Annotated in this window: 11 protein-coding genes; 8 read left to right on the top strand and 3 right to left on the bottom strand. The window is 72.8% G+C overall.

Translation table 11 applies throughout. The features are described from left to right. Window position 1: 1 nt before the first annotated feature. Window positions 2-880: a phosphogluconate dehydrogenase (NAD(+)-dependent, decarboxylating) gene (gene gnd / locus ACH41F_RS10715; RefSeq protein ID WP_391235478.1), complete on the top strand. Its 879-nt coding sequence runs from the start codon at window positions 2-4 to the stop codon at window positions 878-880. 7 nt (window positions 881-887) lie between these two features. Then, complete coding sequence (locus ACH41F_RS10710) at window positions 888-1,475, top strand: histidine phosphatase family protein (protein ID WP_398834357.1); 588 nt, start codon at window positions 888-890, stop codon at window positions 1,473-1,475. Between the two features lie 78 nt (window positions 1,476-1,553). On the opposite strand, the gene ACH41F_RS10705 is transcribed toward ACH41F_RS10710, so the two are convergent. Both ACH41F_RS10705 and ACH41F_RS10700 read right to left on the bottom strand, forming a co-directional pair. After that, entirely contained in the window at window positions 1,554-3,374 is a 1,821-nt protein-coding gene (locus tag ACH41F_RS10705) for a bifunctional sugar phosphate isomerase/epimerase/4-hydroxyphenylpyruvate dioxygenase family protein (RefSeq protein ID WP_398834355.1), read from the bottom strand. Between the two features lie 25 nt (window positions 3,375-3,399). Further along, window positions 3,400-4,275: a shikimate dehydrogenase gene (locus ACH41F_RS10700; RefSeq protein ID WP_391235487.1), complete on the bottom strand. Its 876-nt coding sequence runs from the start codon at window positions 4,273-4,275 to the stop codon at window positions 3,400-3,402. A 145-nt stretch (window positions 4,276-4,420) separates the two neighbouring features. Here ACH41F_RS10700 and ACH41F_RS10695 point away from each other — a divergent pair, with 145 nt between their 5' ends. From ACH41F_RS10695 to ACH41F_RS10680, 4 genes are all read left to right on the top strand, one after another. Next, a complete protein-coding gene (locus ACH41F_RS10695) occupies window positions 4,421-5,086 on the top strand; it encodes a TetR family transcriptional regulator (protein ID WP_391235490.1) in 666 nt (221 codons plus the stop codon). A gap of 210 nt (window positions 5,087-5,296) precedes the next feature. Beyond that, window positions 5,297-6,640, top strand: coding sequence for an MFS transporter (locus ACH41F_RS10690; protein WP_391235494.1), 1,344 nt, complete (start codon window positions 5,297-5,299; stop codon window positions 6,638-6,640). A 450-nt stretch (window positions 6,641-7,090) separates the two neighbouring features. Continuing rightward, window positions 7,091-9,481, top strand: coding sequence for an ATP-binding cassette domain-containing protein (locus ACH41F_RS10685; protein ID WP_398834352.1), 2,391 nt, complete (start codon window positions 7,091-7,093; stop codon window positions 9,479-9,481). Window positions 9,482-9,754: 273 nt separating this feature from the next. Further along, a complete protein-coding gene (locus tag ACH41F_RS10680) occupies window positions 9,755-10,951 on the top strand; it encodes an MFS transporter (protein WP_398834350.1) in 1,197 nt (398 codons plus the stop codon). 73 nt (window positions 10,952-11,024) lie between these two features. On the opposite strand, the gene ACH41F_RS10675 is transcribed toward ACH41F_RS10680, so the two are convergent. Beyond that, entirely contained in the window at window positions 11,025-11,474 is a 450-nt protein-coding gene (locus tag ACH41F_RS10675; protein WP_391235503.1) for a TIGR03618 family F420-dependent PPOX class oxidoreductase, read from the bottom strand. Window positions 11,475-11,563: 89 nt separating this feature from the next. Here ACH41F_RS10675 and ACH41F_RS10670 point away from each other — a divergent pair, with 89 nt between their 5' ends. Beyond that, window positions 11,564-12,142: a WHG domain-containing protein gene (locus tag ACH41F_RS10670; protein ID WP_391235506.1), complete on the top strand. Its 579-nt coding sequence runs from the start codon at window positions 11,564-11,566 to the stop codon at window positions 12,140-12,142. Continuing rightward, on the top strand, window positions 12,139-13,446 hold the full coding sequence (locus ACH41F_RS10665; RefSeq protein WP_398834347.1) for an MFS transporter: 1,308 nt from the start codon (window positions 12,139-12,141) through the stop codon (window positions 13,444-13,446). The genes ACH41F_RS10670 and ACH41F_RS10665 overlap by 4 nt, the downstream gene beginning before the upstream one ends. Window positions 13,447-13,483: the final 37 nt, after the last annotated feature.

The following is a 13,483-nucleotide window of genomic DNA, read 5'->3' as shown; positions in this document are numbered from 1 at the left end:
CATGCAGCTCGGACTGATCGGCCTCGGCAAGATGGGCGGGAACATGCGCGAGCGGATCCGCCGCGCCGGGCACACCGTCATCGGCTACGACCGCAACCCCGAGGTCTCCGACGTGGCGAGCCTCGCCGAACTCGTGGACCGGCTCGACGGCCCGCGCGTGGTCTGGGTGATGGTGCCGGCCGGCGCCCCCACCCAGTCGACGGTCGACGAGCTGGCCGAACTGCTGGAGCCGGGCGACGTCGTCGTGGACGGCGGCAACTCCCGCTGGACGGACGACGAGAAGCACGCCGAGGAGCTCGGCGCCAAGGGCATCGGCTTCGTCGACGCCGGTGTCTCCGGCGGCGTGTGGGGCCTGAAGAACGGTTACGCGCTGATGGTCGGCGGCGACGCCGAGCACGTCGCGAAGGTGCAGCCGGTCTTCGACGCGCTCAAGCCCGAGGGCGACTTCGGCTTCGTCCACGCGGGCAAGGTGGGCGCCGGGCACTTCGCGAAGATGGTCCACAACGGCATCGAGTACGCGATGATGCAGGCCTACGCCGAGGGCTGGGAGCTGCTGGAGAAGGTCGACTCGGTGACCGACGTCCGCGAGGTGTTCCGGTCCTGGCAGGAGGGCACGGTCATCCGCTCGTGGCTGCTGGACCTGGCCGTGAACGCCCTCGGCGAGGACGAGCACCTGGACAAGCTGCGCGGCTATGCGGAGGACTCCGGCGAGGGCCGCTGGACCGTGGAGGCGGCCATCGACAACGCGGTGCCGCTGCCCGCGATCACGGCCTCCCTGTTCGCGCGGTTCGCGTCCCGTCAGGACGACTCGCCGCAGATGAAGATGATCGCGGCGCTGCGCAACCAGTTCGGCGGCCACGCGGTCGAGTCCGCGAAGTAGGCGCGCCGTGGGGGATCTTCTGCTGGTCCGCCACGGGGAGACGGAGTGGAGCGTGTCGGGCCGGCACACCAGCTGGACCGACCTGCCCCTCACCGCACACGGCGAGGAACAGGCCAAGTCCCTCGCCCCGTACCTCTCCGGGCGCGCCTTCGCTCTCGCGCTCAGCAGTCCGCTGAGCCGCGCCCTGCGCACCGCCGAACTCGCGGGCCTGGCCGGGGTGTCGCCCTGGGACGAGCTCCACGAGTGGGACTACGGCGGCTACGAGGGCGTCACCACCGTCGACATCCACCGGACCCGGCCCGACTGGTACCTGTGGACCGACGGCGTGCCGCCCGGCCCCGAGGGGCATCCCGGTGAGTCGCCCGCCGAGGTCGGCGCACGCGCCGACCGGGTGCTGGCCCGGGTGGACAAGGCGCTGCCCGACGGGGACGTGGTCCTCGTGGCGCACGCCCACTTCCTGCGGGTGGTCACCGCCCGCAAGCTCGGCCTCCCCCCGGCGGACGGACGGCTGTTCCAGCTGGCGACCGGCACGGTCAGCCGACTGTCCACGGAACACGGCCGACCGGTCCTCGCCGAGTGGAACACGCGACCGTGAGCGACTGAACCACGGCCCGGGCCACCGCGTCACCAACACCCCTGCGCTGCCAGGGGGTTGACGCGGTGGCCCGGGCCGTCAGCCGGCCGTGACCGTGTGCTGTGCCGCGAGCCGCACCGGCGCGTTCTGCGCGCCGTAGCCCCGGTACCCGTCGCGCTGGACCAGTTCGAGGAAGACGCGGCCCACCGTGCGGGTGTAGCAGTGGCGGAACTCTCCGTAGGCGTCGCGGTCGTAGAGGATGCCGAGTGCGCGGTAGGTCTCCAGCTCCCCGTCGGCGAACTCGAAGCGGGCGGCGAGGTCGTCGTAGTAGTTCGCGGGGATCGGCAGCAGGCGGCCGCCCGCGTCCCGGAAGCGACGGGCCGCCGCCACCACGTCGTCGGTGGCGAACGCGAGGTGCTGGGCGTGCACCGTGTCGTCGCTGGGCGCCGCCCCGACGCTCAGGACGATACGGACGCTGCCGTCGGTGTTCGTCACCGCACGGCTGCGCATCAGGCCGTACGGGTCGGCGACGTCCACGCTCTCCTGGGCGTGCAGCCCGAGCACGCTGCGGTGGAACAGCGCCGCCTCGTCGAACTGGTGCCAGGGCTGCACCAGGGCGAGATGGTCGATGCGCCGCACCGCACCCGCGTACGCCGGCCCCGGTCCCTGCTGCGGACCCAGCCCCGCCGGCTCGTGCGGCACGGCCGCGAAGTCCGCCCGCCAGTTGGGCAGTTGGGCGCGGTCGGTGGCGCAGAAGAACAGTTCCGTGCCGTCGGGCGCCGCCACCGCCTCCAGCGGGGCGTCCTCGGCGGCGCGGCGGCGTGGCAGGACCGGCGCGAGCAGGGCCTCCGCTCGGCGGGCAGCGCCCCGGGGGTCCGGGGACTCCAGGCCGATCGCGGCGAGCCCGGTGCCGTCGCGGCGCCCGGTCGGGCCGGTGTTGACCAGCAGCCGGGCCTCCCCCTGCTCCCACAGGTCCACCGGCTTGCTGCGGTGGCGGGCGGTCCGGGTGAAGCCGAGCGCGCCGAGCAGCGCGGTGACGGGTGCGGCGTCCGGGGTGAGCAGTTCGGCGAAGGCCACACCCGTGGGGACCACGGCGGCGGGCGGTGTCCAGACGCCGACGGTTTCCTGGAGCACCAGCAGCGAGCGGTGCGCGTCCACCGCGGTGGGGCCGGCCTCGGACTGCCGGTGGACGTCGTTGAAGACTTCGAGGGAGAGCGGACCGTCGTAGCCCGTCCGCAGGACACGGCGGACGAGATCCGTCACGTCGAGACCACCCTGCCCGGGGAAGCAGCGGTGGTGGCGGCTCCACTGGAGGACGTCCATCGCGGGCAGCGGAGCGTCGGCGAGCTGGAGGAAGAAGATCTTCTCACCGGGGATGTCCTCGATGCCCTTCGGGTCGGACCCGCGGGACAGGATGTGGAAGCTGTCCAGGCAGGTGCCCAGCGCCGGATGGTCCGCCGTCCGGACGATCCGCCAGGCGTGGTCGTAGGTGCTGACGTGCCGACCCCACGCCAGCGCCTCGTAGGCGACCCGGATCCCGAACTCCCCCGCCAGGTCGGCCAGGTGGCCCAGTTGCTCGGCGGCGAGCGCGTCGTCGTCCACCGCGAGGGGGTGGACGCTGGAGCAGACGAGGACCGTGTCGGCCCCGAGGCGCCGCATCAGCTCGAACTTGCGGCGGGCGCGGCGCAGATTGGCCGCGAACTGCTCCTCGGGCACCGCCTCCATGTCCCGCATCGGCTGGTAGAGGTCGATGCCGAGGCCGAGGTCGGCGCAGCGGGCGCGGATCTCCTCGGGGGTGAGGGGGCTGGCGAGGAGGTCGTTCTCGAAGATCTCCACCGCGTCGAAGCCGGCCCGGGCGGCGGCCGTGAGCTTCTCGGAGAGGGAGCCGCTCAGGGAGACGGTGGCGATGGATGTCCGCACGTGGGTACCTCTTCCTGCTGCGTCTCTACTTCGGGGTCCCGACGGCACCGGCCAGTTCGGCGATGTCCGCGAGCATCCGCGCGACATCGGGTTCCCGCCCGGTGAACAGGCGGAACGCGTCCGCGGCCTGGAACACGGCCATCCCGCCCCCGTCCAACGTGGCGCAGCCCGTCGCGCGGGCGGCGCGCAGGAGTTCGGTCTCCAGGGGGCGATAGACGACCTCGGCGACCCACAGGCCGGGATGCAGGAGGTCGGCCGCGAAGGGGAGACCGGGATGGGCGGCCATGCCGGTGGGGGTGGCATGGACGATCCCGTCGGCGCTCCTGAGCAGCTCCGGCAGCCGGTCGGGGGTCGCGTGGGTGGCCCGGCCGGCGCCGAAGCGGCGGTTCAGCGCCCCGGCGAGATCCGCGGCCCGGTCGCCCAGCGCGTCCACGACGGTGACCCGTCCGGCGCCGAGGGTGAGGGTGGCGTGCGCGACGGCCGCGCCGGCGCCACCCGCGCCCAGCTGCACGACCCGTTCCAGCGGTGCGTCCGGCAGACCGCGGGCGAAGGAGGCGGCGAAGCCAGTCACGTCGGTGTTGTGGCCGACGGCCCGGCCGTCCTCGAAGACCACGGTGTTGACCGCGCCGAGCGCCTCGGCCTGCGGGGAGAGCGCGTCGAGGTGCTCGATGACGAGTTGCTTGCAGGGGTGGGTGATGTTGAGCCCGTCGTAGCCGGTGTCGTGGGCGGACCGCAGCAATTCGCCGACCGCCTCGGGGCCGACACCGAGGACGTCGATGTCGATGAGCCGGTACAGGCAGCGCAGCCCCTGGCGGTCGGCCTCCCGCTCGTGCAGTGCCGGGCTGAGCGAGGGGCCGATGCCCGCGCCGATCAGCCCGACGAGATACGAGTCCTTGGCCACGGATGGACCTCCTGAGCGGCTCGCTAATGTACGAACTAGTGAGTTAGTCATAGCACCCGGTCGGCGCGGTTGGGAAGCCCTCCCCCGTCCCGCGGGGCGGCGGGCTTCTAGAATCGCGGCACTGGCCGCACACCGAAGGAAGCCGATGACCAGCGTCGAAGAACCGGCAGCATCAGGCGGGCGCACCCGTGACGCCGCGCGCACCAGGGCCGAGATCCTCGACGTGGCCACCCACGAGTTCGCCCGGGCCGGCTTCGCCGGGGCCCGCGTCGACGACATCGCCGCCCGGACCCGCACCACCAAACGGATGATCTACTACTACTTCGGCGGCAAGGAGCAGCTCTTCACGGCCGTCCTGGAGCGGGCGTACGGCGTGATCCGCGAGGCCGAGCAGGAGCTGGACGTCGAGCACCTGGACCCGGTCGCGGCCATCCGCAAGCTGGCCGAGGTCACCTTCGACCACCACGAGCAGCACCCCGACTTCATCCGCCTGGTGAGCATCGAGAACATCCACGAGGCCGAGCACATCGCGGCCTCCGAGGAGCTCGGCAGGATCGGCTCGCCCGCGCTGGACGTGATCCGCCGGATCCTGGCGGCCGGGCAGGAGTCCGGCCTGTTCACGGCCGACGTGGACGCCGTCGACCTGCACGCGATGATCAGCTCCTTCTGCTTCTTCCGGGTCGCCAACCGGCACACCTTCGGCGCCCTGTTCGGCCGCGACCTGGTCGACCCCGCGCAGCGCGAGCACTACCGGAACATGCTGGGCGACATGGTGATCGCGTATCTCACGGCGGACCGCGCGGCCGACTGAGGGGGCCGACGGAACCCCTTGACAGGCGGGGCAGGGGCGCGCACCATCCGTAGCCAACCACTACTAACTATCCAGTGGGTTAATTAGCCGGGCCCGGAGCGGTGGACGCTCCGCCGCCCGGCGCGGCCGACCCCCTCACCCCCCGGGACTCGGCACCACCTCCCCGCCGCTCACTCCGCCTGCGTCGGAGTCCCCCCGAAGGAGCACCCCGTGTCGTCCGTCCCCGCCGAAGCCGTCGGGCAGCCCAGGAAGGCGGCCACTGCCGCCTGGATCGGCAGCGCGCTGGAGTACTACGACTTCTTCATCTACGGCAGCGCGGCCGCGCTGATCTTCCCGAAGGTGTTCTTCGACGAGTCCGACCCGGCCAACGCGACCCTGCTGTCGCTGGCCACATTCGGGGTGGCCTACGCCGCCCGTCCGGTCGGTGCGCTCTTCCTGGGCCACTTCGGCGACAAGCTCGGCCGCAAGAAGATCATGGTCTTCACGCTGATCCTGATGGGCCTGTCGACGTTCCTCATCGGCTGTCTGCCCACCCGCGACCAGGTCGGCTCGCTCGCACCGGTCCTGCTGGTGCTGTGCCGCGTCCTCCAGGGCATCTCCGCCGCCGGTGAGCAGGCGAGCGCGAACTCCATGACGCTGGAACACGCGCCCGCGCACCGGCGCGGCTTCTTCACCAGCTTCACCCTCAGCGGCACCCAGGGCGGCCAACTCCTCGCCACGCTGGCCTTCATCCCGATCGCCGCGCTCCCGGAGGACCAACTGCTGTCCTGGGGCTGGCGGATCCCGTTCTTCCTGAGCATCGCCGTCGCCGTCGTCGGCTACGTCATCCGCCGCAGGCTGGAGGAGACCCCGGCCTTCGCCCAGCAGAGCGCCACCGAGGGCGTCGTGAAGATGCCGCTCGCGGTCCTCGCGCGCCACCACTGGGCGGACGTGCTGCGGGTCGTCGCGGGCGCGCTGATCGCCTCGGTCTCGACGATCTTCACGGTGTGGGCGCTGGCGTACGCCACGAGCGACTCGGTCGGCATGAGCCGCTCCTCGATGCTGTGGGTGGGCGCGCTGGCCAACCTGGTCGCCCTCGGCGCGATCCCGGCGTGGGCCACGCTCTCGGACCGCATCGGCCGCCGCCCGGTCTATCTGATCGGCGCCGTCGGCAGTGCGATCGCGATGTTCCTGTACCTGTGGGCGATCTCCACGGGCAACTACCCCCTCACCCTGCTGCTGGGCGTCCTCGCCTTCGGTGTGGTCTACAGCGCCGCGAACGGTGTCTGGCCGTCCTTCTACGGCGAGATGTTCTCGACCCGCGTCCGTCTGTCGGGCATGGCGATAGGCACCCAGATCGGCTTCGCGGTGGCCGGTTTCGCGGTCACGTTCGCCGCACGGATCGCCGGACCGGACGGTGACGACTGGGCGGCGGTCGCCCTGTTCACGGCCGCCCTGTGCGTGCCGCCGGTCATCGCCGCCCTCACGGCCCGGGAGACCCATCGGATCGCCACCGAGCACCTCGGCGAGCGCACCCCGGACACGGCGGCCGACCGGGAGACCGTCACCGCCTGACACCCCGCTCCCGGCCCCCTGAGCCCCCGGACGCCGCACTGGCTCCGGGGGCTCGGCGCGCTGGTCGGGGGGAGACCCACTCGTCACTGCCGGCCGGTTCGGGGCGCGTACGGTGTCGTACCGCTCGGCCGGTCGACGGCGGACCGGCCGCCGCCCTGGGGGTCCGCGCGCCGGGCCGGTCGCGGCCGGTCAGTTATCGAGAAGCGCCCGGCCCGGGCCTACGCCTAGCGTGGGGTCCATGGACCTCTCCCCGCGTGCGCGCCCCCGCCTTCCGCGCCCCCGCGGGCACCCTGGCGCGTTTCCAGGAACGCGACTGATCAGGCGCGAAACGCCCCGGAACCCTTTGTTCCCGCGGGGAAATCAGACCTAATGCTCCCAGCCGGTGAGATCGAACCAGGCGACAGCGACGACAGGCCGCCCGGGCGGCCCGCCCCGAACGATGGAGAGACGATGAGCATGGCCGAGCCGACGAGCGGACGGTCGTCCGAGCCGCACCCCGCCGACAGCCACGATCTGATCCGTGTGCACGGCGCGCGCGAGAACAATCTCAAGGACGTCAGCATCGAGATCCCCAAGCGCCGGCTGACGGTGTTCACCGGCGTCTCCGGCTCGGGCAAGAGCTCCCTGGTGTTCGACACGATCGCGGCGGAGTCGCAGCGGCTGATCAACGAGACGTACAGCGCCTTCGTCCAGGGGTTCATGCCGACGCTGGCGCGGCCCGAGGTCGACGTCCTGGACGGTCTGACCACGGCGATCATCGTCGACCAGGAGCGGATGGGCGCCAACGCCCGCTCGACCGTCGGCACGGTCACCGACGTCAACGCGATGCTGCGCATCCTGTTCAGCCGGCTCGGCACACCGCACATCGGCCCGCCCAACGCGTACTCCTTCAACGTGCCCTCGGTCTCGGCGAGCGGTGCGATCACCGTGGAGCGCGGCGGCAAGACCAAGGCGGAGAAGGCCACCTTCCACCGGCTCGGCGGCATGTGTCCGCGCTGCGAGGGCATGGGCTCGGTCAGCGACTTCGACCTCACGGCGCTGTACGACGAGAGCCTGTCGCTCAACGAGGGCGCGCTGACCGTCCCCGGCTACAGCATGGACGGCTGGTACGGCCGGATCTTCCGGGGCAGCGGCTTCTTCGACCCCGACAAGCCGATCCGCAGGTTCACCAAGCGGGAACTGCACGACCTGCTGTACAAGGAGCCGACCAAGATCAAGGTCGAGGGGATCAACCTGACCTACGAAGGTCTGGTTCCCAAGATCCAGAAGTCCTTCCTCTCCAAGGACGTCGACGCCCTCCAGCCGCACATCCGCGCCTTCGTGGAGCGCGCGGTGACCTTCCAGACCTGTCCCGAGTGCGAGGGCACCCGGCTCAGCGCCGAGGCGCGCTCGTCGAAGATCAAGGGGAAGAACATCGCCGACGTCTGCGCCATGCAGATCGACGATCTGGCTGCCTGGGTACGGGAGTTGAAGGACCCGTCGGTGGCACCCCTGCTGGCCTCGCTGGGCCACTCGCTGGACTCGTTCGTCGAGATCGGCCTCGGCTACCTCAGCCTGGACCGCCCCTCGGGCACCCTGTCGGGCGGTGAGGCGCAGCGCACCAAGATGATCCGCCACCTCGGCTCCTCCCTCACCGACGTCACGTACGTCTTCGACGAGCCGACGATCGGGCTGCACCCGCACGACATCCGCCGGATGAACGAGCTGCTGCTCCAGCTGCGCGACAAGGGCAACACCGTGCTGGTCGTCGAGCACAAGCCGGAGGCCATCGAGATCGCCGACCACGTCGTGGACCTCGGCCCGCGCGCCGGCTCCGCGGGCGGCGAGGTGGTCTTCGAGGGCACCGTCGAGGGGCTGCGGGCCGCCGACACGCTCACCGGCCGGCACCTGGACGACCGGGCCGCGCTGAAGAAGTCGGTGCGCGAGCCGTCCGGGGTGCTCTCGGTGCGCGGTGCCGGGACCAACAACCTCCAGGACGTCGACGTCGACATCCCCCTCGGCGCGCTGGTCGTCGTCACCGGGGTCGCCGGGTCCGGCAAGAGCTCCCTGATCCACGGCTCGGTGTCCGGGCGGGACGGGGTGATCACGGTGGACCAGACGGGCATCCGCGGCTCCCGGCGCAGCAACCCGGCCACGTACACCGGGCTGTTGGAGCCGATCCGCAAGGCGTTCGCCAAGGGCAACGGGGTGAAGCCGGCCCTGTTCAGCGCCAACTCCGAGGGCGCGTGCCCGACGTGCAACGGCGCGGGCGTCGTCTACACCGACCTGGCGATGATGGCCGGGGTGGCCTCCACCTGCGAGGAGTGCGAGGGGAAGCGGTTCCAGGCGGCCGTGCTGGAGTACCGCCTCGGCGGTCGGGACATCAGCGAGGTGCTCGCGATGCCGGTGTCGGAGGCGGTGGAGTTCTTCGGGGCGGGCGAGGCGCGCACGCCGGCCGCGCACAAGATCCTCGAACGGCTCGCGGACGTCGGGCTCGGCTACCTCACCCTGGGCCAGCCGCTGACCACGCTGTCGGGCGGCGAGCGGCAGCGGTTGAAGCTGGCCACCCACATGGGCGAGAAGGGCGGGGTCTACGTCCTCGACGAGCCGACGACCGGCCTCCATCTCGCCGATGTGGAGCAACTGCTGGGCCTGCTCGACCGGTTGGTCGACTCCGGGAAGTCGGTCATCGTCATCGAGCACCACCAGGCGGTCATGGCGCACGCCGACTGGATCATCGACCTCGGCCCCGGCGCCGGCCACGACGGCGGCCGGATCGTCTTCGAGGGCACCCCGGCCGACCTGGTCGCGGCGCGTTCCACCCTCACGGGCGAGCACCTCGCGGAGTACGTCGGCGGCTGAACGGGACGCTCCTGCTCACGGGTGACAGCAGTCGGCGCGAACCTCGTCGATCCCGTTGACAGTTGACGTTCTCGGCAAGAACATCGGCCGGAACGAGCAGAAAAGAACAGCCCCGCCGCGGGCGCGCCCGAACCGGGGAGGGGAGGGCTCCGCGCGCACCGGCCGAATTCAGGGACGGCCGGGGCGCGCGGAGCGGCCGGGGCGCGCGGAGCGGCCGGGGCGCGCGGAGGGGCCCTTGAACCTGACACCGGTGTCAGGGCCGACCCTCCCGGCATGGCAACCACCGACACCACATCCGCCGCGCGCACCCGCGGCCTGCCCCTGCCCGCACTCCTCGCCCTCACCACCGCCGTCTTCGTCACCAGCCTCACCGAGACCCTCCCGGCCGGGCTGCTGCCCGCGATGAGCGGGGATCTGGCGGTGAGCGAGGCGGCGGCGGGACAGGCGGTGACCGTCTACGCGGTCGGTACCGCCCTCACCGCGATCCCGCTGTCCGCGGCGACGGCCGGCTGGCGGCGCAAGCGGCTGCTGCTCACGGCGATGGCCGGGTTCGCCGTGGCCAACACGGTCACCGCCGTCTCCGCGCACTACGCACTCACCATGGCGGCCCGGTTCCTCGCAGGCGTGGCCGCCGGTCTCGCCTGGGCGCTGCTGGCCGGTTACGCCCGGCGGCTGGTCCCCGCCCCGCTCCAGGGCCGGGCCGTCGCGGTCGTCATGACCGGTGTGCCGGTGGCGCTGTCGGTGGGTGTGCCCGCGGGGACGTTCCTGGGCGGGGCACTGGGCTGGCGGACGGCGTTCGCGCTGATGACCGCGGTCGCCGTGGTGCTGCTCGGCTGGATCGCGCTGCTGGTGCCGGACCGGCCCGGCCAGGAGCCCGGCCGCCGGGTCCCGACGGCGCGGGTGCTCGCGGTGCCGGGGGTGGCACCGGTCCTCTTCGTGACGCTGGTCCTCGTCCTCGCGCACACCGTGCTGTACGCCTACATCGCCACGTTCCTGGACCGGTTCGGCCTCGGCGGGGCCACGGATCTGGTGCTGCTGGTGTTCGGCGGCGCCTCGCTGGTGAGCATCTGGGTCGTCGGCGCGCACATCGACCGGCGGCTGCGGGCCCTGACCGTGGCGAGCACTCTGCTGATCGGCGGGGCGGCCGCGCTGCTGGCCGGCTTCGCCGACAGCCAGGTCCTCGTGTACGCCGCCGCCGCGCTGTGGGGTCTCGGCTGGGGCGGTGCCCCGACCCTGCTCCAGACCGCGGTGGCGGACGCGGGCGGCGAACAGGCCGATGCCGCCCAGGCGATGCTGGTGACGCTGTGGAACGCGGCGATGGCGGGCGGCGGCGCGGTCGGCGGGGCGCTGCTCGGGCTGTTCGGCGCGCGAGCGTTCCCGTGGAGCGTGCTGGTGCTGCTGCTGCCGGTGCTCGCGGTGGTCGTAGGGGCGCGCGTCCACGGCTTCCCGGCCCGGCGCTCCGGCGCGTGACGCCCGCGCCTCGCCCCGCCGGGGCCGTCGCGCCGGTGGGGCGGGTGCGCGCCGGCGGGGCAGGTGCGCGCCGTCAGCCCCGGTTCGCCCCGGCCGGGATCCCGTACGCCCGTTCCACCTTCACCCGCGCCACCAACCGCCGGTCACGGACCATCGCGGCACGGTAGTCGTCCCAGTCGGGGTGTTCGCCCAGGACGTCGCGGTAGAGGCGGACGAGTTCCTCGACCGTCTCGTCGTAGGGGTCCTGGGCGACCGGCGAGAGCTCGGCCGTGCCCTCGGCGACCGTGTAGGCACGGCGGTCGGGGGCGGTCACGTGGTACGAGGCCCTCGGATCGCGCCGCAGGTTGCGGGTCTTGGCCCGGCCGTCGGTGATCGAGATACGGATGATCCGCTCGTCCGGGTAGTAGGCGTGGCTGACGTTCGACAGCTGGGGTCGGCCGTCGCGTTTGAGGGTGACCAGCACCCCGCCGTGTCCCTCGGAGAGCAGCCCGAGCAGTGCGTTCTGCGTCGCGTCCTGAGTCATGTCTGGGTCAACCGGCGCACGGGGTGCGGACATTCCCCACCCAGGAGCACGGGTAGACACTGTCTACGGCCGCCTGGTAGACAGTGTCCATGGATGAACCCGGGACCGGGCTGCGGGCCCGGCTGGTCGAGGTCGGCGTGGACCTGGTCGCCCGCGAGGGCGTGCAGGCGCTGACACTGCGGGAGATCGCCCGCCGGGCGGGGGTCTCCCACGGCGCGCCACGCCGCCACTTCCCCACCCACCTGGAGCTGCTGTCGGCCATCGCCCGCCGGGGCTTCGCCGAGCTGGCACAGCGGGCGGCGACGGCAGCCGGTGACGGTACCGCGAGCCCCCGGGCCCAACTGACCTCGCTGGGGCGGGCGTATCTGGAGTTCGCGCTGGACAACCGCGGCATGTACGAGCTGATGTTCCGTCACGACCTGCTGGAGAGCGGCCATCTGGGCCTGCGGGACACCAGCCTGCCGCTCTTCGGACGTCTGGTGGAGCTGATCGCCCAGGCCCGCCCGGACGCGGACGCCCGCCTGGTCGCGGGGGCCTGGTGGGCGAACCTGCACGGCATCGCCCAGCTGTGGAGCTGGGGCAGCCTCCAACTCGCCACGGGAGCGACCGACTTCGCGCCCCTGCTGCGGTCCGCCCTGGACGCCCACCTCGGCCAGGAGGACGCGTGAAGCCCCGCCTCGTCCTCGTCGGCAGCGTCACCGGAGCCGTGATCGTCGCCCTCGACGGCACCGTCCTGACCATCGCCCAGCCCACGCTGCACAAGGATCTGGACGCGTCCTTCGCGCAGGTGCAGTGGACCAGCACCGGCTATCTCGTCGCGGTGGCGAGCCTGTTGGTGTTCGCCGGGAGGCTCGGTGACCGCTACGGACACCGGCGGTTGTTCGGCATCGGCATGCTCGGCTTCGGGGCCGCGTCGGCGGGCATCGGGCTGGCGCCCGGCATCGGCTGGGTGATCGGACTGCGGGTCGTCCAGGGCGTGTTCGGGGCGCTGCTGCAACCCGCCACGCTCGGCATGCTGCGGGCCGCCTACCCGGCCGACCGGCTCCGGGGGCCCATCGCGCTGCGGACCGCGGCCATCGGGGTGTCCGCCGCGGTCGGGCCGCTGGTGGGCGGGGTGCTGGTGGCCGGGGCCGGGTGGCGGGCGGTGTTCTTCCTCAACGTCGGGCCCGCGCTGGTCCTCGGCGCCCTCGCGCTCGCCGTGCGGGAGCCGGAGCGCGCCGGCCGGGTCCGGCTGGATCTGCCCGGAGCCGTCCTGCTCGCGGTGACCCTGGGCTGCCTCGTCCACGCGCTCGCCACCGCCCGATGGTGGCCCGGTCCGGCGGTGGCCGCCGTCGCCGGCGCCGTCCTCGTGCGCCACGAGCGCCGGACCGCGAGCCCGCTGATCCAGCGTGCCGTCCCCGGCGCACCCCTCGGCGTCCTGGTCACCGCGTCGGCCGCCCTGTCGGGCACGTTGTTCGTCGCCACCTACGTCCTCCAGGACAGGCTCGGCCTCGATCCCCTCCAAAGCGCCCTGCGCTGCCTGCCGTTGGCGGTGCTGATGGTGGCCGCCGCCGCTCTCTGCCCGATGGCGCTGCGCCGGGCGGGGGCCCGCCGGACCACGGTGGCCGCGATGGTGGTGTTCGCCGCCGGGATCCTGGTGCTGTCGCGGGCGTCCGGCACGCTCGCCCTGGGCGCCGGGGCCGCCCTGCTCGGGGCCGGTTTCGGCACCGTCATGGTGGCGGCCACCCACGCCGTGATCCACCAGAGTCCCGTCGAGTCGGCGGGGGTGGCGGGCGGGCTCCAGCAGACCGCGATGAACGTCGGGCCGGCCCTGGGCGTGGCCGTCGTGACACCGCTCATGGGGCAGGCCGTGCCGCTGACGCTGCTCGCCCTCCTCGCCGTGGCGGGGGCGGTCCTGGCAGGACGTTTCCGCGCCACGCCGTCCGGTCAAGGTCAACCGGGCGGACGTCCGGCCGTTCCTGCGCGACGATGAGAGCGGAGGCCGGTCCGGCGGGGTATGCCGGACCGCA

This window comes from Streptomyces sp. NPDC020489 (genome assembly GCF_044386545.1).
GTDB lineage: Bacteria > Actinomycetota > Actinomycetes > Streptomycetales > Streptomycetaceae > Streptomyces.
The sequence above is the reverse complement of the archived record's forward strand: the minus strand, read 5'-3'. Positions and strand labels throughout refer to the sequence as shown.